This is a genomic window from Sinomonas sp. P10A9 (genome assembly GCF_041022165.1).
Taxonomy (GTDB): domain Bacteria; phylum Actinomycetota; class Actinomycetes; order Actinomycetales; family Micrococcaceae; genus Sinomonas; species Sinomonas puerhi.
Window position 1 is genome coordinate 2,527,343 of record NZ_CP163302.1, and the last position, 20,145, is coordinate 2,547,487.

The window sequence follows — 20,145 nt, forward strand, 5'->3', positions numbered from 1 at the left end:
GCCACCCGCCGTGCTGGACCCGGTAGCTCTCACATCCTAACGTCTGGCCTGCTTCGACCATGTGCCGCTCGCAGGGCGCCTGCCGGACGATGGGGCCAGCCGACCGCAGGGGACCTCAGGCCGGGACCGCCGGCACGAGCCCAACCGACTCAACGTGGGACCCATCCCGCCCCTTGCTGACGCGGATCTGGGCGGGGATGCGCTGCTTCAGTTCCGGGACATGGCTGACAAGGCCCACCACCCGGCCGCCAGCCCGCAGGCCCTCGATCGCGTCCATGACCTGCTCGAGGGCCTGCTCGTCGAGGCTGCCGAATCCCTCATCGACGAAGAGGGTCTCGATGTCTATCCCCCCCGACTCGTGCTGGACCACATCGGCCAAGGCGAGCGCGAGGGCGAGCGAGGCCATGAAGGACTCGCCGCCGGAGAGCGTCGACGGATCGCGCTTCTGGCCCGTCCATCCGTCCACTACCTCGAGTCCGAGTCCTGAGGCCGCACCCCGCGCGGCGAGGGCGTCGGAGTGCTCAAGGCTGAAGCGGCCGTCACTCATGGCGAGCAGCCGCTCGGTCGCGGCCGTGGCGACCTGCTCGAGGCGCGCGGCCAGGACGTAGCTGTGGAGGGACATGCGCCGCTCATTGTCGCCCTGTCCCCGGGCCGTCCGAGCCAGCTCCCCCAGCGCGTGGGAGCGCGCCCTGGTCTTCTCGAGCGCCGGCACCGAGTCCTCGAACCTCTCTCGCAGAGCGAGACACCGCTTCCGGGCTCCAGAGGCGTCCGTCGCTGCCAGATCGGCGTCCCGGAGCCTGCGCTCTGCTTCCCCTTCAGAAGCGCGCAGCCTCGCGAGGTCGTCGCGGGAGGGTGCGACGCCCCCTGACTCCGCGGCGAGGGCGCGGCGCACGGCCGCCGAGCCGAAAAGTCCGCTCAGCCGTTGGCCCTCTGCGTCGTAATCCGAGGCCTGCGACTCCGCTCGTGCCGCGTCTGCGGCGTCCATGAGCGCGGACCTCGCGGCAGCCTCATCCTGAAACTCGGTCTCCGCCAGCGCGGCGCTGAGAATCTCAGCGGCGCGAGTCTTCGCGACCTCCGCGTTGCGGTGTCCTATGAGGGAGTCCGCAAGCGCGCCGAGCGTTCGTGCACGCGCCGCGACGTCGACCCGGCGTGCCTCGACAGTCGCGAATCCGGCGCGGAGCACTTCCACCTCAGCGCGCCTGCGCTCGACTTCCTCGCTCGCGCGGAGCACGGACTCCTCGGCCCGGATGCGCAGGGCGGATGCCTCGTCCCGCCCGGCCAGCGCGGTGTCGCGCCGTTGGACCAGCCCGCCCCTACGTCCCGTGATGAGCGTCAGTCGCGCCTGCGCCTCAACCGCCCTCTGCACCCCTGCGAGCTTCTCCTCAAGGAGGCGCACGGCCTTGTCGGGGTCGGTTGCTCCTCCGCGGGCGTCGACGCCGGCGAGGCGCGCCCTGGCAGAGGCCACGGCGTCACGGGCTCGGCGCTCATCTTCCACCGCGGCCTCCGACTCCCGGGCCGCAGCCCGTTCGGCATCGACGAGGAGGAGCGGATTCTGGGCGCCAACGGCGGGCGCTGGGTGTTCGGGTGAGCCGCAGACGGGGCACGGTGCGCCTTCGGCGAGGTGCGCAGCAAGCTCTGCCGCGGTCTGCTCGAGCCTGCGTTCCCGAAGTTCGAGCCACGACTGCCTCGCGTTCAGGGCCGCAGCACGGAGCCCGTCGTACTGCATCTCGGCCTCATTCACCGTCCGCAGGGCCTGCCCGTGCTCCTGGACCGCCGTAACGACTGCCTCGGCAGATTCCGCCTCGAACCTCGAGACAGCGAGCGCCGCCGCTGCCGGCTCAAGGCGCGCGCGTTCCTCCTCGAGCGCGGCGAGTTCGGCGTCAAGCGCGTCCGCGGACTCGGCGAAGGCCGTGGCACGGGCCGTGGCTGCGGCAAGGAGCGCACGATCGGCGCCGACCCTGGCCTCGAGCTCGGTAAGCTCCCGTTCGACGGAGACGCGCTCTGCCAAGACCGCGGCATCAGCAGAGGCAGACGAGGCTGCCCTCCGCGCCTCTTCGACCGCGGGGATCAGGGGTTCCTCGTCACTCTGGATCCCCCGCCCAGTTCCGGGGTCCCATAGGTCGCCGGTCCCCGGCCCAGTTCCCGGTTCCCCCGCTGCACCGAGCGGTGCCGCGAGTCTCGGCTCTGGGGTCCATCCCACCGCGGCGGCGGCCTCGAGGGCTGCGAACGCGCCAACCGTGGCCGTTGCCAGCACCTTCGACGACCGGTCGGCCTCGGTCAGGGCCGCGCGCAGGCTGCTGGCCGCCCGATGGCCTGCAAGTCGCCGGTTCCGTTCGAGATGCTCCCCGGCACCCGCCTCCCACGCGGCCTTACGGGCCCGCGCGAGCTCAAGCTCACCGGTATCCTCGAGAGCTCGCTCGAGCGCCTCGGCCTCCGCGCGCGCGGCAGCCACCGTCTTGTTGGCGGTCTCGCGTTCCTCGGCAGCGACTTCGTGCTGCCACCCGAACGCCTCGTCCGCCCACGCGAACATCGCCCTGACGTGGGCCGGTTCGACCGGCGCATCTGGATCAAGCGCGGGGACCGAGACCGAAGCGGGGTGACCAGGCCCCATGTGATCAGACCCGGTGTGATCAGAGCCGATGTGATCAGACCCGGGGTGATCTGAGTCCTCACGACTGAAGCCCCGTACGCCGGCGGAGGGCCCGGCGTGCGCCGCGACCTCGGCCTCGAGCCTCATGACGTGGGCCACGGCCGCCTGCTCCGCAATCTCGGCGGCGGTTCGGGCCGATTGGGCTAGGACCCCGAGCTGTGCCTCCACCTCAGCGAAGCGCTGCGTGCCGAACAGCTTCTCGAGCAGGTCCACCCGCTCCGATGCCTTCGCCCGCAGGAAGGACGCGAACTCGCCCTGCGGCAGCAGGACCACCCGCGTGAACTGCTCGCGTGCCATTCCCAGGACGTCGCCCAGGAGTGCGCCCGCCTCGTCATTACGGGACGTGAGCGGGCGCCACTCCCCGTCGCTGAGCTCGCGGACGTGGGTCGACGCCTTCTGAATAACCCAGCCCGCCGACGAGCGGGCGCTCGGCCGGGACCATTCCGGGCTCCGCCTGACCTCGAAGCGACGCCCCTGGGCAGTGAACTCAAGGAGGACCGATGGTTCCGCTTCCGCGGCCGCGTGGTGGCTCTTGAGCGCCTTGCTCCCCTGCCTGGCCCCTGGCAGGCTCCCGTACAGCGCGAAGCACACGGCGTCGAGGATGCTGGTCTTCCCGGCACCTGTCGGTCCGTTGAGCAGGAACAGCCCATGCTCTGCGAGAGCGTCGAAGTCGATCCGCTCGTTCCCGGCGAACGGCCCGAACGCGCTGATTTCCAGCCGGTGCAGCCTCATCGGGACACCTCCGCGAGCCTCACGGCCTCGAGCGCCTCGGCCAGAGCGGCCTGTTCAGTCTCGTTTGCAGAACGGCCTCGGACGTGGTCGAGAAAGCCGCAGCAGAGGTCCAGGTCGCTCCGCGCCGACGCGACCCGCTCGCTGTAGTTCGCCACTGCGTTCCGCGTGACGCCCTGCGGATCGAAGGCGAGGGCGACGGCGAGCGGGAACCGCGCGCGGAGGCGCTCCATGGCGCGCTGGGGCCGCTCGGGATCGGTGAGCGTGATGTGGCAATAGGCGGACTCGGCGTCGGAATGTGCCCCATCCGAAAGCAGTTCCTCGAGGGTGCCGCGCAGGACGGCGAGGCGGTGCCTGCTGGGCCAGCCAATCGGGCTGATCGACGTGATTCCGTCGGGCCCGACGTCGAGCATCCAGGCCCCCTTGGCCTGCCGTGCCTCGGAGAACGAATAGGCAAGCGGCGAGCCGGAGTAGCGGATGCCCGGGGCGAGCTCCTGGCGCCCATGGAGATGGCCGAGCGCCGCGTAGTCGAACCCCTCGAACATCGTCAGCGGAACGACGTCGAGTCCACCGACCGACAGCGACCGCTCGCTCTCGCTGGGTGCGCCTCCACCGGCGAACGTATGGGCCATGACAATCGCGTGCACGGTGCCTTCGGATCGACGGCGGGCGAGATCCTCCCGCGCGCGGTCGAGAGCTGCTGCGGTGACGGGGACATGCCCCGCGCCGATCGCACCGAGCGCCTCGGCGACGAGCCTGGGCTCGAGGTACGGGAGCCCGTACACGGCGATGTGCGCGTCCCCGATGGGCAGCAGGACGGGATTCGCGATGTCCTCGATCCGTGTCCGCAGATGGACTCCACCGCGTTCGAGGAGCTTGGACGCGAAGCCGAGCCGCACCGCCGAATCGTGGTTCCCGCTCGTGATGATGACCTGGGCGCCGGCTTCGGCGAGGCGCACGAGCGTCCGGTCGAGGAGTTCGACCACGTCGACGGCGGGAAGCGCCCTGTCATACACATCGCCCGCAATGAGCACCGCGCCCACGCCCTCCGACTCGACGCACTCCACGAGTCCGTCGAGCCATGCAGTCTGGGCCGCGAGCATGCCGACCCCATGGAACGACCGGCCGAGGTGCCAGTCCGACGTGTGCAGGATCTTCATGGTTCAGACGCTAGCCGGTGGCACCGACATTCCTGCGGTGCCACCGGCGCGTGCCGCGATGGTGCGGCTGTGAGCCTGGGCTCAGTGGCTCTTGTCGAAGAACTCGCGCGCCTCGTCGTCGCCCGTCCGCTTGGTAGCGGCGGTGCCAGCGGCAGGTGCCGCGTCACCCGAGGGTGCCTGCGCGTCGTCGTCCGCGGTCTCCGCTTCGACGGCGGGCGTCTCAGCCGCGACCTCGGCCACGGCATCCGCGGCCTCGGCGTCGGAGACCCGCACGCTGTCGTCACGGGTGGCCTCGGCCGTGATGTCGGCGATGCCGCCGGCAGTCGCACCGTGCAGCTCGTCCGAGGAGCCGAAGCCGCGGAAGAGGAGGCCCGTGATGACAGCGCCGAGGAGCGGTGCGGCCCAGAAGACCCAGAGCTGGCCGATCGAGTTGCCCTCGGCGAAGAGCGCGGTGGCGGTCGAGCGGGCCGGGTTGAGCGAAGCGTTCGTGATCGGCGAGATCGCCTGGACGAGGATCGCGAGGCCGAGGCCGATGGCCCACGGCGCCATGCCCTTGACCGCGCGCTTGCTGGTCACGAAGAGGATGATCGCCACGAACACGGCGGTCGCTACGATCTCGGCGAGGAGGCCGCCGGCCATCGGGAACTTGCTCGGGGAGAGATCATCGACGCCGTTGGAGAGCTGCGTGAAGATCGTCTGGACGTTGCTCAGGTTGGGCAGGGTCCTCACGGTCACCCACAGCAGGAGGGTGCCGACGAGGCCCCCGACGATCTGCGAGACGATGTAGGCCGGAACAAGGCGCCAGTTCGTGCGTCCCGCGACGGCAAGCCCGAGGGTCACGGCCGGGTTGAAGTGGCCGCCCGAAATGTGGCCCACGGCGGCGATGCCCACTGCAATGCTCAGGCCGACGGCGAAGGCCGTGGGGATCGGCGCGGCCGAGGGGTTGCTGAACAGTGCCACGCCCAGGCCACCGAAAGTGAGCAGGAAGGTGCCGAAGGCCTCAGCGACGAGCTTGGCGATCATGCCAAAGGGGGCAGGAGTCTTCACGGCCGCGGGAGCGGCCACATCTGCGGTCATAGCGCGAGTCCTTTTTTTCGTTGGTTGGTCACAACGGAGCGCCTGCGAGCCCGCGGGGCGCGCCGGTCCGTGAGAAGACTATCGTCCGAGCACGACGACGGCGATCGTCGCGAGTCCGAGCAGGGCGAACGAGGCGGTGGCAACGCGCATGACGACGGCGGGCGGCCCAGTCGTGCCGTGACGAAGCTCACGTGCCCTCACGCGCGCGCACGTGGCGAGGGCGGCGGTGGCGAGCACGGCAGCCGCGGCGCACACTCCCAGCACGGCGACGATGCCCGGTCCGTGCGCGCCGCGACCCTCGATGGCGAGGAGCCACGCCCTGAAGACGAGGAGATCGAGGACCAGGAGGGACAGGACGGTCCTCCGCCACGCCAGCGAGGTCCTCTCTGGCTGGAGTCCAGGATCCCGGGCGGGGCGCCCCTCCCCCGGCGCGGGGGGGACCGTCACGGCCGCACGACGACGAGGACGGCGAAGACGAGCGCCGCGAGGAAGACGACGACCGTCATGCCGAGCATGACCCGCGAGAACGGCAGTTCGCGCCCGTGACGCATGGCCTGCTCGGCGTGGGCCCAGCGACGATAGGCAAGGACCGCCAAGGTGGCCCCGACGCCGGCAAGCGCGACAGCGAGGACCCCGCGCACGAGCGTCGGGGCGATGTTCGGGGTGAGCTGGTCCAGCGCGACGGCCCCTGCCAACAGAGCGAGCGACGTCCGCAGCCAGGCAAGGAAAGTACGCTCATTGGCCAGCGAGAAACGGTAGTCGGGAGTCGTTCCGCTCCTACGCCACTGTGGTTCCCGCATGCGCGTCTCCTCGATCCTCTCGCGGTGGGGCGGCGCCATCCGCCCACGCAGGATATCGTGCGGGCGAGTGGCGCCATCGGCGCGACACCGCCCCGACCCTGACCCGGCACTCACCGGACAGGGACCGCGGGCATTGACTGCTGAACGGGTAGATTGTGGCACATGACGTCGCCCACGCCCGCCTCCCGTATCCAGGGCTGCCTGGTGGGCACAGCCGTCGCCGAGGCGGCAGCGATCGCAGGGCTCTCCGCCGACGCCTCCGGAGAGGTGTGGGGGCCCGGTGAGGCTCTCGCGGGGGATGCCGCCCTGCGGCCCCTCGGAGCCGCGGGCCAGCTCACCCTGTTCACCGCGGACGGCCTCGCCGAAGTCATCGAGTGGGCCAACGACGGCGTGCACGCCGACGAGGCGGCCGGCGTGTGGCTGGCCTCGCTGCGCTGGGTCGCCGCGCAGGGCGTGCCGCTCTCTCCGAGCGCGCCGATGGCCCAGCCACGGTGGCTGGATGCACAGGACGGCGTCCTGGTCCCCGCCGCCGTCCGGCCCGTCTGGCTCGGGTCACTTGCCAGCGGCGAGATGGGCCTCCCCGGTCGCCCGAGTGGCTCGGACTGCGACGACGCGGGCGCCGCCGCTCATGCCGCCGCTTTCGGCCTCATAGCCCACGTCTCTGCAGCCACGGTGGCAAAGATGGCCTTCGACGGCGCGGCACTCACCCATAGTGCGCCGGTGGCACTTCAGGCCGCCGCGGCCGTCGCATGCATGACGCATTTCCTGACGCTCGGTGCGGATTACCGCACTGCCGCCGGGTCGGCGTACGCCCAGATTGCCTCCCTGCGGTCCCCCCATGACGCCGTGCTCGCCGCTCTCGACGCGGCGGGCGAGGCGGGGTCGGCGTCGACCGGCAGCAGTGTGGGAGGTGATGCACCCGGCAGCGCCGGAGGGACAGCAGGCGCCCGAGTCGAAGGCCGTGCCGATGCCGCAGCGATACTCGCAGGCGCCGTCGCATCTGTGCTCGCGGCAGAGAGCGCCCACGCGTCCGGCGACCCACGCCAGCACGCGTTCGCCGCGGGCATTCGGCTCGCCGCCGCCCATGGTTCTGACGCGGCGGCCATCGCGGGTGCCCTGCTGGGCACGGGGTGGGGCTACGAGGCAGTCCCCACCGAGTGGATTACCCGCACCGCGGGGATGATCGCCGCCGAGGGCGTCGCCGTGCATTTCGCAGACGTTACCGGAGCCTGACGAGCGACTCCCGCGGTGCTGGCGCTCACCCTCTCAGAGACGAGGCGGACGCGCTGGAAGCGGCACGCTCCACATCGGGCCGGTCTACCGGACCGTGCGGTCCTTGCTGCGCAGCGCGATGTCGCTGCACGCCTCGCACACCGACGCCGGGACCAGACCCGCGAGCTGGAGCCTTCCGAAGATCCAGCACCCGAGGCAGAAGCCGGCGAAGGCTTCAAGCGAAGCCGCCACGATGAGCACCGCGAGCGCGGCCCACGCCGCCGGAGCCAGACCGAGCACGTAGAGGACGACGGCGGCCGTCGAGACGAAGGCGCCGATGCCCTGCGCGAAGCGCTTGGGCGGACCGGCGACAAGGCGCGGTTTCCCTAGGCGCGGCGCAATGACATGCACGGCCAGACGGCCCACCGGCGAATAGCGCGGACCCCCGGCGACGCGGAGCCAGAACCCCGCCGCGATCACCCAGAGGCCCCATCCGGCACCCGTGGCGAGCCCAAGCGCGAGGACCACGCAGCTGAGCACGACGACGATTCCCGCTGTCGAGCGCGCCGCAAACTCGTTCACGGGATTGGGGAAGGCGAACGCCCGTGCGAGGAAACTGCCGCGCGAGGCGTCGATCGGCTCGATCTCGACCGCAGACGGGCCGGAGAACAGGGCCTCAACGCGGGATGACGTGTCCACGGAGCTGTCGCTTGCAGTGGGGGGGACCATTCAGCCATCGTAGGGACGCGAGGGCCCGGAGCCGAAGGATTGTTGCCTCACGTGACGTCCCGGGGGGACCAGGGAGCCCGCCGAGCCGTGAGTCCGCTCAGGCGCTGGCCGCGGGCCAGTGCCCGCCCAGCATCTGGAGGAACTCCCCCTCGGAGAGCACCTCGACGCGCTGACCGCGCTCGCGCAGCTGGAGCGCCTTCCGCGCCTTGGTCGTCACACGGCCCGAGGCAAGGTCCGCGGCAACGAATCCATCGCCGACCACGAGCACGGTCGTTGCGCGGGTGACCGAGCTCGCCGGCTGCGCCCCAACCTCCGCTGCCCGCACCTTGGCCTCGCTCCGCGTGATGCCGAGGGCTCCGGTGAAGACCACGCGCTGCCCGAACAGAGGGTGGTGGGGGTCCGCGGCGGAGTTCGCCGGCGGGTTCGTCCCCTCGTCCGGCCACGGCGCCCACGTCCGGGGCGCACCCGGGCCGCCACGCGCCGTCGTGCGTACGCCCGGCCCTGACGCGGCGCTGCCGGCGAGGGCCCGTACCGTCGCGGCCGAGAGGGCTTCGCCGGGCGCGAAGGCTGCCTGTCGCGGGAGCGAGAGGCCCACGGCGCGGTAGACATCCTCGACGGTATCGGCCCTGTGTCGGCCGGCGATGTCGATGAGGATGCCCGCACAGGCCGCGGCGTCCTCGGTCGCGTCATGGTGGTGCTCGAGCCGCACACCGGCCTCGCGGGCCGCGAAGGGCAGGGAATGCGAGACGAGCCTGTACGTCTTGCGCGAGAGCACCACCGTGCAGGCGTAGTCGTAGGCCGGTGCCTCCATCCCGCTGACCTCGAGGGCCGAGCGGATCACCCCGAGGTCGAACGCCGCGTTGTGGGCAACGAGCACGTCGTCTCCGATGAAGCCGCCGATCTCGGCGAAGAGGTCGCCGAAGCGGGGCTCTTGTGCGACGTCGTCCGGCCTGATGCCGTGGATGGCGACGTTGCGGGGATCGAACTCGTCGTGGCCCGCCGGCGGCCGCATGAGCCACGAGGCACGCTCCACCACGCGGCCGCCGCGCACCCGGATGAGGCCGACCGAGCAGGGCGATCCCCGGAATCCGTTCGCCGTCTCGAAGTCGATCGCGGTGAAGTCCAAAGGCACGCGACGAGCCTAGCGCCGCCGCTGCCCGAGACTGGGTACCGCCACGCGGGCCGGTACCCTTGGAGGGTGATCCCTGCAGCCCTGGCCAACGCCGCCTCTGTCCTCACGCTGGCCGTCCAGCCCAAGACCTCGTTCCTGCCCAGCTGGCTCGACCCGCAGGTCTTCCTCAGCGATCCGCAGCTGGGACCATGGGTCGTGCTGATCGTGTGCGGGATCATCTTCGCCGAGACGGGCCTGCTCGTCGGGTTCTTCCTCCCTGGCGACTCGATGCTCTTCACCGCCGGCCTCCTCGTGGCGACGGGAACCATCAAGTTCAACCTGTGGCTCCTCGCCCTGCTGGTGGTCATCGCCGCGATCATCGGCAACCAGTGCGGCTACCTGATCGGGGCCAAGGCCGGCCCCTCGATCTTCAGACGGCCCGACTCGCGGCTCTTCAAGCGCGAGAACGTCGAGAAGGCGCATGCGTTCTTCGAGAAGCACGGCGGCAGGGCCCTCGTCCTCGCCCGCTTCGTGCCGATCATCCGCACCTTCGTCCCCGTGATCGTGGGCGTGGCCGGCATGAACCGTGCCAAGTTCTTCCTCTACAACGTGATCGGCGCCGTCCTGTGGGGCGGCGGTGTCACGCTGCTGGGCGCCTGGCTCGGCCAGTACGCGTGGGTCGGGCAGAACATCGACCTCATCTTCATCGCGATCGTCCTCGTCTCGATCCTGCCGATAGTCGTCGAGTTCTTCCGCGGGCGCTCTGCAAAGCGCCAGGCCGCCACGTTCGGCACCGATCCCTTGGACGAGTTCATCGAGGAGCACGAGCCGATCGAAGAGCGCAAGACACACCCCGACTGGAAGTAGCCCTACGAGAATGCGAGAAGGCTCGCCCCTGCACCGGCAGGGGCGAGCCTTCTCGCGTTCGCAGTCGTCTTCTCGGCGGTCTCGGTCTCTGTCTCGGAAACGGCGGGAGCCTCAGGGCCTGAGGGCCTCGACGATCGCCGGCAGGAGCGCGCGGAACGCGCGGCCTCGGTGGCTGATGGCGTTCTTCTCCTCACGCGTGAGTTCGGCGCAGCTCACATCGAGCCCCTCTGGCCGCAGGATCGGGTCGTATCCGAAGCCGCCCTTGCCTCGGGGCTCCCGCAGCAGGGTCCCGGGCATCTCGCCGAGCTCGACCGCCTCGCGGTACCCCGCGCCTGCCCCGGGAAGGGCCAACGCGGCCGCGCACACGAAGGCCGCCTGCCGATGCTCATCCCTCACATCGCTGAGCTGGGCGAGAAGGAGCTCGAGGTTGGCACGGTCGTCGCCTTGCGCGCCTGCCCAGCGAGCCGAGAAGATGCCGGGCGCACCGCCGAGGACGGCGACCGCGAGCCCAGAGTCGTCCGCAATCGCCGGCAGGCCCGTCGCGGCCGCGACGGCGCGTGCCTTCTTGAGGGCGTTCTCGGCGAACGTCACGCCATCCTCGAGGACATCGGGAGCCCCCACAGCCGCTGCGTCCACCACTTGGGCGTCAACATCAAGCCCGGGGACCTGATCGCGCAGGAGGTCGCGCAGCTCCGCGAGTTTGCCCTGATTGTGGGTCGCGAGGACGAGTCTCGGGGCTGGCGTGGCGGCGCCAGCGCTCACCGCAGTGCCGCTGCGCTCCTTCCCGTCGCCTCCGGCGGCGGCAGCGCTCACCGCAGTGCCTCGGCCAACGTCTCGCGCTGGATGTCGGCGAGCTGCGCGGTGCCGATGAGGGCGAGGTCGAGGAGGCTGTTGAGCTCGTCACGGTCGAACGGCGCGCCCTCGGCCGTGCCCTGCACCTCGACGAACTTGCCGGACCCGGTCACGACGACGTTCATGTCGGTCTCGGCGCGCACGTCCTCGACGTACGGCAGGTCGAGCATCGGGACGCCGTCGATGATGCCCACAGACACGGCGGAGACGGTGTCGACGAGCGGCTCCGCGCCCAGCTCGACGAGGCCCTGCTCCTTGGCCCACCGCACGGCCTCGGCGAGGGCAACGAACGCTCCCGTGATCGCGGCGGTGCGGGTGCCGCCGTCGGCCTGGAGGACATCGCAGTCCAGGACGATGGTGTTCTCGCCGAGCGCCCTCGTGTCAATGATCGAGCGGAGCGAGCGGCCGATGAGACGGGAGATCTCGTGCGTGCGGCCGCCGATGCGGCCCTTGACGGACTCGCGGTCGGAGCGGGTGTTCGTGGCACGCGGAAGCATCGCGTACTCCGCCGTGACCCAACCACGGCCCTCGCCCTTGAGCCAGCGCGGCACGCCTTCGGTGAAGGACGCCGTGCACAGGACTCGCGTGTTGCCGAACTCGATGAGCGCCGAGCCCTCGGCCTGCTTGGACCACCCGCGCGTGATGGAGATGGGCCGGAGCTGGTCGGGGGCACGCCCGTCGGCGCGCGCAGCAGAAGGACTTCCAGATGTGCTCGGGGTCATGGGACCAGCTTAGTGTCCCCGGGCTGCGGGCCCCGCGAACAGACATTCCGTGTGGACGCCCCGGACCGTGCCCGGGGGGCGCAGGTACTCAGACGACGTAGTGCACGCCCGCGACCGCGACCGCGATCGGCCCCTCGTAGGCCATCTGGGCCTCCGCGACCGAGCGGTTCGGGTCATTCCACACGGGGAGGTGGGTGAGCAGGAGGCGCTTCGCGTCTGCGTCGCGCGCTGCCTGGCCCGCGCGCAGGCCCGTCAGGTGCACGCCCTCGATCGCGTCGTCGCGGCCCTCATGGTAGGCGGCCTCGCACAGGAACAGGTCCGCGTCCACCGCGGCGTCGACGAGGCCCTGACAGGTGTCGGTGTCCCCCGAGTACGCGAGCACGCGCCGCTCGAGGCCGCCCGCGCCGTCGGGCTCGGAGCATTCGATGCGCAGCGCGTATGCCTCGGCGATGGGGTGGCGTGCCGCGTACGCCTCGAAGCGGAAGGGGCCGAACTCGATGGGCTCCCCCGCGGTCCAGTGGTGGAACTCGAAGTCGTCGTCGAGGTCCATCTCCGGCTGCATGTCAAGAGCCGTCGTGATGCGCTTCTTCGTCGCCGCCGGACCCCAGACGGGAACCCGGCCCGCGGTCCAGCCGCTCGGGTCCCAGTGCACGGCCACGTGGAGGCCCGTGAGGTCCATGCAGTGGTCCGGGTGCAGATGGCTCAGAAGGACACCGTCGACGTCGCTGAGGTCAAGATAACGCTGGAGCACGCCCAGTGCGCCGGAGCCCAGGTCGAGCAGGATCCGCCAGTCGCGCTCGCCGTCATTCGCTGTGACGAGGTAGCACGACGCGGGCGAGCTCGGCCCCGGGAACGAACCCGAACAACCGACGATGGTGAGCTTCACGGTGCCATCCTGCCCGCATCGTGCCGGGCGAAGTGGGAGATCCTGCTCGACCCGCCGCGGGCGCGGGCCTCCTCGAGCATCTCGGGGGTGATCTGCGCCAGGCTCGCCGTCGGATACCGCGCGGCGACGTGGTCTGCCTGCTGCACGCCCTGGACCTCCGGGCCGAGGAAGCGGCGCGCGAGGACCTCGAACTGCACTGGGTCCCCCGTCGCGACGAAGCTGTGGGTGGGCGGCGTGCTGGCCCTGCGCGTCAGATCATGCCGCACGAGCGCCCGGTAGACGTCCTTGGCAGTCTCCTCGGCGCTCGAGACGAGGGTCACGCCGTCGCCCATGACATACGAGATGACACCCGTCAGGAGCGGGTAGTGGGTGCAGCCGAGGACGAGCGTGTCGATGCCGGCGTGCTTGAGCGGGGCGAGATAGCCCTCGGCGACGTCGAGCAGCTCGGCCCCCGTGGTGACCCCGGCCTCGACGAAGGGGACGAATTCGGGGCATGCGGCCGAGGTGATCTGCAGGTCCGGCGCGGCAGCGAAGGTGTCCTCATAGGCGCGCGACCCGATGGTCGCGCTCGTGCCGATCACCCCGACCCTGCCGTTGCGGGTCGCGACGACGGCGCGGCGCACGGCGGGCTGGATGACCTCGATCACGGGAATCCCGTACCGGGCCGTGTACCGTTCGCGGGCATCGCGGAGGACGGCGGCCGACGCCGAGTTGCAGGCGATCGTGAGCGCCTTGACCCCCGAGTCCACGAGCTCGTCCATGACCCCGAGCGCGAAGGCGCGCACCTCGGCGATGGGAAGCGGTCCATAGGGCCCGTGAGCGGTGTCCCCGACGTAGACGATCGACTCCTGGGGCAGTTGGTCGATGACCGCGCGGGCCACCGTCAGCCCGCCGACGCCCGAGTCGAAGATTCCGATGGGCCGCTCGGAGCGGGCGAGCTCACTCATGGCCGCCTCCCTCGGAGCGCAGCCTGTGGGCATCCAGCATGGCGTCCATGAGCGTCGTCTGGAGCCACGTGACGAAGTTGTAGACGAGCGCGAGGTACTTGTCGACGTCGTCGGCCTCGGCCCAGTCCGTGACGGCGTGGATCTTCTCGGCGTCCTCCTCGCTGCGGATGCCGAGCCGCTCGGCGAGGACCAGGCGGACGTCGTTGAGCGCCGTCGACCAGTGCCGCGCGGCCGCGTCGTCGAGCACGAGAGACCCAGATTCGAGGGAGAGCGACGCGGCCCGCAGCGCCCCGGCCTTGCCCTCCCTGAGGGAGCGCTCGGTGAGCCTGCGGAAATCGAGCGACGACTCGGCGTCGTCCTTGTACGCGTTGGGGAGCAGCCGGGCGAGCGCAGGGTCCTCGGGTTCGCTCGCGTTCGGGCTGAACCCGACGAGGGCCTCAAGCGGGTCCTCCGCCGCCTTGCCTGGATCGAGCATGCCGACCACATCGTTGAAGAGCCCGCGAAGGAGTTCCCGCTCCGGATCCTCGAGGCGTCCGGTGATGCCCCGGCGGCCGTACATGAACGGCTCAGCCATGCTGGCCGCCCCTCTCCACTGTGGCCCACAGCCCGTAGGTATGCATCGCGACCGCATGCTGCTCGACCGTCTCCTTGGCGCCGTGGCTCACGATGGAGCGCCCCTCGGTATGGACCTGCATCATGAGGGCGTCCGCCTTGGCTTCGGGGTAGCCGAAGTATGTCTGGAACACGTAGCTGACGTAGCTCATCAGATTGACCGGGTCATTCCAGACGACGAGGTTCCACGGGGCCGCCCGCGCGGTCTCCTCCCTCGTCTCGGTCTGCCCGGCGACCTCCTGGGAGGGCTCAGTGGCAACGCTCATGCTCATGGGCTCCATTCTAGGCAGGGCCCCGGTCGGCGGCTGGCCACGGGGGCGCCTGCACTCGCACCCGGACGGGCATTGGATATGGTGACACCGTGACCGACACGAGTCCGTGGGCGCAGCCCCGCACTGCACTGTTCACCGACCACTACGAGCTCACGATGCTCCAGGCGTCGCTGCACTCGGGCGCGGCGCACCGACGCTGCGTGTTCGAGGCATTCGCGCGCAGGCTCCCCGATGGGCGGCGGTACGGCGTGGTCGGGGGGACCGGGCGCCTGCTCGAGGGCATCGTGGGCTTCCGCTTCACCGACGCCGAACTGGGTTTCCTCGAACGCACCCGGGTGGTGAGCCGCGAGACACTCGACTTCCTTGCCGACTACCGCTTCTCCGGCAACGTCTACGGCTACGCGGAGGGAGAGGCCTACTTCCCGAACTCGCCGATCCTCATCGTTGAGTCCACGTTCGCCGAGGCCTGCATCCTCGAGACGTACGTCCTCTCGGTGCTCAACCACGATTCGGCGATCGCCTCGGCCGCGTCGCGCATGACCGCAGCTGCCCAAGGCCGCCCGTGCATCGAGATGGGGTCACGCCGCACGCACGAGGAGTCCGCGGTCTCCGCCGCGCGGGCCGCCGTCATCGCAGGGTTCGCGAGCACGTCCAACCTCGAGGCGGGACTTCGCTACGGCATCCCCACGGTCGGCACCGCGGCGCACTCCTTCACACTCGTGCACGACACTGAGCGGGACGCCTTCGAGGCCCAGGTCGCCTCGATGGGCGTCGGGACCTCGCTGCTGGTGGACACCTACGACGTCGAGAAGGCCGTGCGGACGGCGGTCGAGATCGCCGGGGACAAGCTCGGCGCCGTCCGTCTGGATTCGGGAGACCTCATCGAGCAGGCGCACTGGGTCCGTCGGCTCCTCGACGAGCTCGGCAACGTGAACACCCGCATCATGGTCACCTCGGACCTCGACGAATACGCCATCGCCGCCCTTCAGTCCGCGCCCGTGGACGCGTACGGCGTCGGGACCGCGCTCGTCACCGGCTCCGGCGCGCCCACTGCGTCCATGGTGTACAAGCTCGTGAGCCGCACGGACGACAGCGGCCACTTCGTCTCTGTTGCGAAGTCCGCCAAGAACAAGGCGACCGTGGGCGGGCGCAAGTACGCCCTCAGGCGCCTCGACGGGCTGGGACGGGCTACGCATGAGCTCATCGGCGTCGGGTACCCGCCGCACGACGACGGCAACGACCGCGCGCTCCTCGAGCACTTCATCGTCGACGGCGCGCTCAAGCCCGGGTGGACCGGCCACGAAGGGGTGACGCGCGCGCGGGAGCGCCATGCGGCGTCGCTCGCCGAGCTCCCCTCCTCGGTGCAGCGCATGCACCGCGGCGAGCCCGCGATCCCGACGGTGTACGAGGAGGACTAACCAACGCCGTCAGGTGATCCTCAGACGTGGCGCTCAGGAGATGAGCTTCAGAATCCGGGGGACGGTCACACGAGCGCGACGCCCGACGCCTCGAGATCGGCGTACGTGGGCGCGAGATCCTCGGCGATCCCTGCGCACAGATCGGTCAGAACACGGGTCGCATAACCCGCACGGGCGGCGTCGAGCGCTGTCGCCTTGACGCAGTAGTCTGTCGCGATGCCCGCGACGTCGACCGAGTCGATGCCGTGCGCGCGGAGCCACTCGTCGAGGGTGTCGGAATCGTCGGAGGCGCCTTGAGCGTCCCCGTACTGGGCGGCGTGTCCTTCGAAGCCGGAGTAGGCCGCCGCGTACTGGCCCTTGCGAAACATCGCATCGACTCCAGCCAGCTCGAGGGCCGGGTGGAAGTCCGCCCCGGGTGTCCCCGCCACACAGTGCGCCGGCCACGAGTCGATGAAGTCGGGGCGGTCCGAGAAATGAGGACCGGGATCAACGTGCCAGTCCTGTGTGGTCACCACGGCGTCGTAATCATGTGCGTGCTCCGCAAGGAATGAGGTGATCCGCGCGGCAACGGCGGCACCGCCGTCGACCGCCAGCGAACCGCCTTCGCAGAAGTCATTCTGGACATCGACGATCACGAGAGCGCGGAATCCTGCCATGGCACCATTGTGGCCCCTTCATCGGGGCATCCGCGGAACGCGACCCACAAGGAATGACCCGCAGGAGGTGACTTCCAGGCGATGACTTCCAGATGGGGTGGGCGGCAGCGTCAGGTGCGGCCCACGAACCAGTCGGCGAGCTTCTCGAGCCGCGCTTTGAGCTGTGCCTCGCTCGCCTGGGCCACGGCCGGCCCACCGCACATCTCGCGCAGCTTGTTGTGCACCATCCCGTGGGGAGTCCCGGTCCGGGCGCTCCAGGCCGAGACGTTCTTGGCGAGCTCGCTGCGGAGGTCCATGAGGCGTCGGTGGTCAGGAACGCCCGACGGACCGGAAGTAGCCGCCGAGGGCCGCGACTTCCTCCGGGACACCTGCTCCTGCTGGCGCTGCCGCAGGAGGGTGGTGACCTGGTCGGCGTCGAGGAGCCCGGGAATGCCGAGGAAGTCGAGCTCCTCGTCGGAGCCCACTTCACCGCCCGTGCCGAACTCGCCGCCGTCGAAGAGAACGCGGTCGAACGCAGCCTGGGACTCGAGGGCCTCGTACTTGCCCTTGGTGAGCGTGTCCGAGGCCTTCTCCTCACGGTTGGCCTCGTCCACGAGGGATTCCTCGAGGTCCATGAGGCCGTCCTCGTCGTTGGACGGGCGGTCGAGGGCGTGGTCGCGCTCGGCCTCCATGGAGTTCGCGAGAGCCATGAGCTGGGGCACCGAGGGGAGGAAGACCGAGGCGGTCTCCCCGCGGCGTCGTGCGCGCACAAAACGGCCAACCGCCTGCGCAAAGAACAGCGGCGTGGAGGTCGAGGTCGCGTAGACGCCGACGGCGAGGCGCGGCACGTCGACGCCCTCGGACACCATCCGGACGGCGACCATCCACCGCTTCTCGCTCGCCGAGAACTCGTCGATCTTGTGGGAGGCCTTCGCGTCATCGGAGAGGACCACCGACGGCGATTCCCCCGTGATCTTCTTCAGGAGGCCCGCGTAGGCGCGCGCGTCGTCGTGGTCGGTCGCGATGACCAGCCCGCCGGCGTCGGGCACGGTGCGTCGCACCTCCGTGAGCCTGCGGTCCGCGCCCGCGAGGACGGCGGGGATCCACTCCCCTTGCGGGTTCAGCGCCGTGCGCCAGGCCTGCGCCGTGACGTCCTTGGTCACGGCAGCCTCGCCGAGGGACGCGGCCATCTCCTCGCCGGCGCTGGTCCGCCAGCGCATCTGGCCCGAGTACGCCATGAAGATGACCGGCCGGACCACGTGGTCGCGCAGAGCCTCGCCGTAGCCGTAGGTGTAGTCCGCCTTCGAGCGGCGGATGCCGTCCTTGTCCTCGGCATACTCGACGAACGGGATGGGCGAGGTGTCGGAACGGAAGGGCGTGCCGGTGAGCGCGAGCCGTCGGACTGCGGGATCGAACGCCTCGCGCAGGCCGTCGCCCCACGAGAGCGATTCGCCGCCGTGGTGGATCTCGTCCAGGATCACGAGAGTCCGTGCGGCCTCGGTCTTGGCGCGGTGCAGGAGCGGCTTGCTCGCGACCTGAGCGTACGTCACCGCGACGCCCATGAAGTCGCGCCCGTGCTGGCCGTCGGAGTTCTTGAAGTTCGGATCGAGGGCGATCCCGACACGTGCCGCGGCGTCGGCCCACTGGCGTTTGAGGTGGTCCGTCGGGGCGACGACGGTGAGCCGCTTGATCACGCCGCGCTCGATGAGGGTCGAGGCGACGCGCAGCGCGAACGTCGTCTTCCCTGCGCCCGGTGTCGCGACGGCCAGATAGTCGCGCCGGGCCCCCTCGAGGTACTTGTCGAGGGCCTCCTGCTGCCATGCGCGGAGTTTGGGGGCGGTGCCCCAGGCGGCGCGATCGGGAAATGCAGGGGGGAGGGTGGGAGAAGCCTGCGGGAGGGTGGGAGAAGCCTGCGGGAGGGTGGGAGAAGCCTGCGGGTGGGCGTGCGACCCCGGGGCGGGGCGGCCCGCGTCCGCAGACGGGTCACCGAAGAGCGTGTCGGTCACGCGCGATCCTCCGGCGTCGGGGACGTTGTCTCGGATGACGGCGCGGGCGCGGGCCCAGCCGATGACGCCGGCTTGGCGGCGGTGGTGCCCGCCCGCGCGCCGGCCACGGCGGCGAGAAGGGCGGAGACGGCGAGGGCGCCGGCAAGGAGGGAGAAGACACCCGGACCGGGGGTACGCTCTGGGGTCAGCAGCAGCGAGTACAGCGTTCCAGCTCCGGCGGTTCCAATCACTCCACCGAGCATATCGGCCATCTGGAGGGAGGCCGAATTCCGGCCGCGGTCGGCCGTGTCGCTCAGGTCGAGGACCAGGACGGAGGTCGTGGTGACTGTCAGCCCCATGCCCGCGCCTGCAATGACCCACGCCACAGCGACAAGCCACGGGGAGAGGGCACCCGATAGGGCGCCTGAGATCAGGGCAAGGCCCACGGCCAGAACGGTGGAGCCGAGCACGAGGAACGTCGGCTTCCTCAGCCAGCCCCGAGCCTGTGCGAAGGAGCCCGCGGTCCAGCCCAGGGCACCGCCGGTCAGGGCGAGCCCTGCGATCGACGGCTCGAGCCCGTACCGGTCGACGAGCATGAGCGGAATAAAGGCCTCGGCACCGAAGAAGGCCAGCGTCATGAAGCCGCGGGTGACCATGACGGCCGGCAGGCCGCGGGCGATGCGTGCCACACCGGGCGGCATGAGCCGGGGCGCGGTCATCGTCGCCGCGGCCGCCCCGGCAAGCACGACGGCGCCGAGCGCCACGGGCGGGAACGCCGCCCTGGCCTGCGGGTCGCCCCATGAGAGGGCAGCCCATTGGGCAGCGGCAACACCGACGGCGAGGATGACGCCGAGGAGGGAGCGGCGTCGGCCTTCTCCGGGGTCGATGGTGGTCGCCTCGGGCGCGCCGAGCCCGCGGACCCGCGGCCACGTGAGGACCACGGCGGTCACGACGATCGGTGCGACCCCGAAGAACACCCAGCGCCAGCTGGCGTGCTGGGCCAGGATGCCGGAGACGTACGGACCCACGAGGGACGGCACGACCCATGCCGCCGAGAACCAGCTGAACAGCACAGGCTGGAGGGCGGACGGCAACGTCTGTCCGATGATGACGTACAAGGGGACGATCATGAACCCAGTCCCCGCGCCGGAGACCATCCGCCCGAGCGTGAACGCGGCGAAGTCCCAGGCTCCCCCGGCCAACACGAGCCCCCCGGTCATGAGCACGAGCCCCATGAGGAGCGAGGGCCGGGGTCCTGCGCGGTCGCACCACGGGCCTGCCGCGGCTGTCGCGGCGAGGGACGCCGTCAGGAACAGCGAGAACGCGAGGCCGTAGCCGTGTTCTCCCCCCAGATCCGTGGCGACCACAGGCATCGCCGTCGTGACGGCCATTGCCTCGAACGCACTGCACGTGACGATAGCGAGCAGGCCGACGACGAGGCCGCGGTACTCCCTGGACAGCAGGCCCGGACGACCAGACAC

General features: G+C 70.6%; 19 protein-coding genes. 3 read left to right on the top strand and 16 right to left on the bottom strand.

The features are described from left to right. Positions 1-115 precede the first annotated feature (115 nt). The 5 genes from AB5L97_RS11545 to AB5L97_RS11565 all read right to left on the bottom strand — a co-directional run bounded on the left by AB5L97_RS11545 (position 116) and on the right by AB5L97_RS11565 (position 6,416). Positions 116-3,382, bottom strand: coding sequence for an AAA family ATPase (locus AB5L97_RS11545; RefSeq protein ID WP_369044781.1), 3,267 nt, complete (start codon positions 3,380-3,382; stop codon positions 116-118). Then, positions 3,379-4,539 (bottom strand): exonuclease SbcCD subunit D, encoded by a 1,161-nt coding sequence (locus AB5L97_RS11550; protein WP_369044782.1) that lies wholly within the window; start codon positions 4,537-4,539, stop codon positions 3,379-3,381. The genes AB5L97_RS11545 and AB5L97_RS11550 overlap by 4 nt, the downstream gene beginning before the upstream one ends. 81 nt (positions 4,540-4,620) lie before the next feature. Further along, positions 4,621-5,616 (bottom strand): aquaporin, encoded by a 996-nt coding sequence (locus AB5L97_RS11555; RefSeq protein WP_369044783.1) that lies wholly within the window; start codon positions 5,614-5,616, stop codon positions 4,621-4,623. A gap of 78 nt (positions 5,617-5,694) precedes the next feature. Beyond that, positions 5,695-6,063 (bottom strand): DUF202 domain-containing protein, encoded by a 369-nt coding sequence (locus AB5L97_RS11560; RefSeq protein ID WP_369044784.1) that lies wholly within the window; start codon positions 6,061-6,063, stop codon positions 5,695-5,697. Further along, on the bottom strand, positions 6,060-6,416 hold the full coding sequence (locus tag AB5L97_RS11565) for a YidH family protein (RefSeq protein WP_307957463.1): 357 nt from the start codon (positions 6,414-6,416) through the stop codon (positions 6,060-6,062). Before AB5L97_RS11565 ends, AB5L97_RS11560 begins: the two co-directional genes overlap by 4 nt. 162 nt (positions 6,417-6,578) lie before the next feature. On the opposite strand from AB5L97_RS11565, the gene AB5L97_RS11570 reads away from it, so the two are divergent. Further along, on the top strand, positions 6,579-7,649 hold the full coding sequence (locus tag AB5L97_RS11570) for an ADP-ribosylglycohydrolase family protein (protein WP_369044785.1): 1,071 nt from the start codon (positions 6,579-6,581) through the stop codon (positions 7,647-7,649). 84 nt (positions 7,650-7,733) lie between these two features. Here the strand turns inward: AB5L97_RS11570 and AB5L97_RS11575 are convergent, their stop codons facing one another. Continuing rightward, the gene (locus AB5L97_RS11575; RefSeq protein WP_369044786.1) at positions 7,734-8,357 is read right to left on the bottom strand and encodes a DUF4395 domain-containing protein; all 624 of its coding nucleotides are present in this window, start codon (positions 8,355-8,357) and stop codon (positions 7,734-7,736) included. A 97-nt stretch (positions 8,358-8,454) separates the two neighbouring features. Next, positions 8,455-9,489, bottom strand: a complete 1,035-nt coding sequence (locus AB5L97_RS11580) for an exonuclease domain-containing protein (protein WP_369044787.1) — start codon at positions 9,487-9,489, stop codon at positions 8,455-8,457. 69 nt (positions 9,490-9,558) lie between these two features. On the opposite strand from AB5L97_RS11580, the gene AB5L97_RS11585 reads away from it, so the two are divergent. After that, the gene (locus AB5L97_RS11585) at positions 9,559-10,335 is read left to right on the top strand and encodes a VTT domain-containing protein (RefSeq protein ID WP_307957632.1); all 777 of its coding nucleotides are present in this window, start codon (positions 9,559-9,561) and stop codon (positions 10,333-10,335) included. A gap of 111 nt (positions 10,336-10,446) precedes the next feature. On the opposite strand, the gene rdgB is transcribed toward AB5L97_RS11585, so the two are convergent. From rdgB to clpS, 6 genes are all read right to left on the bottom strand, one after another. Further along, positions 10,447-11,097 (bottom strand): RdgB/HAM1 family non-canonical purine NTP pyrophosphatase, encoded by a 651-nt coding sequence (gene rdgB, locus AB5L97_RS11590; RefSeq protein WP_369047419.1) that lies wholly within the window; start codon positions 11,095-11,097, stop codon positions 10,447-10,449. A 47-nt stretch (positions 11,098-11,144) separates the two neighbouring features. After that, complete coding sequence (gene rph, locus AB5L97_RS11595; protein ID WP_369044788.1) at positions 11,145-11,909, bottom strand: ribonuclease PH; 765 nt, start codon at positions 11,907-11,909, stop codon at positions 11,145-11,147. A gap of 88 nt (positions 11,910-11,997) precedes the next feature. Then, entirely contained in the window at positions 11,998-12,795 is a 798-nt protein-coding gene (locus tag AB5L97_RS11600; RefSeq protein WP_369044789.1) for an MBL fold metallo-hydrolase, read from the bottom strand. Continuing rightward, positions 12,792-13,742, bottom strand: a complete 951-nt coding sequence (gene murI / locus AB5L97_RS11605; protein WP_369044790.1) for a glutamate racemase — start codon at positions 13,740-13,742, stop codon at positions 12,792-12,794. The genes AB5L97_RS11600 and murI overlap by 4 nt, the downstream gene beginning before the upstream one ends. Beyond that, positions 13,735-14,316: a DUF2017 domain-containing protein gene (locus AB5L97_RS11610; protein WP_369044791.1), complete on the bottom strand. Its 582-nt coding sequence runs from the start codon at positions 14,314-14,316 to the stop codon at positions 13,735-13,737. The genes murI and AB5L97_RS11610 overlap by 8 nt, the downstream gene beginning before the upstream one ends. Further along, a complete protein-coding gene (gene clpS, locus AB5L97_RS11615; protein ID WP_307957455.1) occupies positions 14,309-14,626 on the bottom strand; it encodes an ATP-dependent Clp protease adapter ClpS in 318 nt (105 codons plus the stop codon). Before clpS ends, AB5L97_RS11610 begins: the two co-directional genes overlap by 8 nt. 89 nt (positions 14,627-14,715) lie before the next feature. Between clpS and AB5L97_RS11620 the strand changes: the two genes are divergently transcribed. Next, complete coding sequence (locus AB5L97_RS11620) at positions 14,716-16,044, top strand: nicotinate phosphoribosyltransferase (protein WP_307957454.1); 1,329 nt, start codon at positions 14,716-14,718, stop codon at positions 16,042-16,044. A 65-nt stretch (positions 16,045-16,109) separates the two neighbouring features. On the opposite strand, the gene AB5L97_RS11625 is transcribed toward AB5L97_RS11620, so the two are convergent. From AB5L97_RS11625 to AB5L97_RS11635, 3 genes are all read right to left on the bottom strand, one after another. After that, a complete protein-coding gene (locus AB5L97_RS11625) occupies positions 16,110-16,700 on the bottom strand; it encodes an isochorismatase family protein (protein WP_369044792.1) in 591 nt (196 codons plus the stop codon). Positions 16,701-16,810: 110 nt separating this feature from the next. After that, a complete protein-coding gene (locus tag AB5L97_RS11630) occupies positions 16,811-18,685 on the bottom strand; it encodes a DEAD/DEAH box helicase (RefSeq protein WP_369044793.1) in 1,875 nt (624 codons plus the stop codon). Then, positions 18,682-20,145: an MFS transporter gene (locus AB5L97_RS11635; protein WP_369044794.1), complete on the bottom strand. Its 1,464-nt coding sequence runs from the start codon at positions 20,143-20,145 to the stop codon at positions 18,682-18,684. The genes AB5L97_RS11630 and AB5L97_RS11635 overlap by 4 nt, the downstream gene beginning before the upstream one ends.

What these genes read in the sequence shown, in the direction of transcription:
- murI (WP_369044790.1), bottom strand. Translation starts at nt 13,742, where the DNA reads ATGAGTGAGCTCGCCCGCTCCGAGCGGCCCATCGGAATCTTCGACTCG.
- AB5L97_RS11550 (WP_369044782.1), bottom strand. Translation starts at nt 4,539, where the DNA reads ATGAAGATCCTGCACACGTCGGACTGGCACCTCGGCCGGTCGTTCCAT.
- rph (WP_369044788.1), bottom strand. Translation starts at nt 11,909, where the DNA reads ATGACCCCGAGCACATCTGGAAGTCCTTCTGCTGCGCGCGCCGACGGG.
- AB5L97_RS11555 (WP_369044783.1), bottom strand. Translation starts at nt 5,616, where the DNA reads ATGACCGCAGATGTGGCCGCTCCCGCGGCCGTGAAGACTCCTGCCCCC.
- clpS (WP_307957455.1), bottom strand. Translation starts at nt 14,626, where the DNA reads ATGAGCATGAGCGTTGCCACTGAGCCCTCCCAGGAGGTCGCCGGGCAG.
- AB5L97_RS11565 (WP_307957463.1), bottom strand. Translation starts at nt 6,416, where the DNA reads ATGCGGGAACCACAGTGGCGTAGGAGCGGAACGACTCCCGACTACCGT.
- AB5L97_RS11570 (WP_369044785.1), top strand. Translation starts at nt 6,579, where the DNA reads ATGACGTCGCCCACGCCCGCCTCCCGTATCCAGGGCTGCCTGGTGGGC.
- AB5L97_RS11625 (WP_369044792.1), bottom strand. Translation starts at nt 16,700, where the DNA reads ATGGCAGGATTCCGCGCTCTCGTGATCGTCGATGTCCAGAATGACTTC.
- AB5L97_RS11545 (WP_369044781.1), bottom strand. Translation starts at nt 3,382, where the DNA reads ATGAGGCTGCACCGGCTGGAAATCAGCGCGTTCGGGCCGTTCGCCGGG.
- AB5L97_RS11610 (WP_369044791.1), bottom strand. Translation starts at nt 14,316, where the DNA reads ATGGCTGAGCCGTTCATGTACGGCCGCCGGGGCATCACCGGACGCCTC.
- AB5L97_RS11575 (WP_369044786.1), bottom strand. Translation starts at nt 8,357, where the DNA reads ATGGTCCCCCCCACTGCAAGCGACAGCTCCGTGGACACGTCATCCCGC.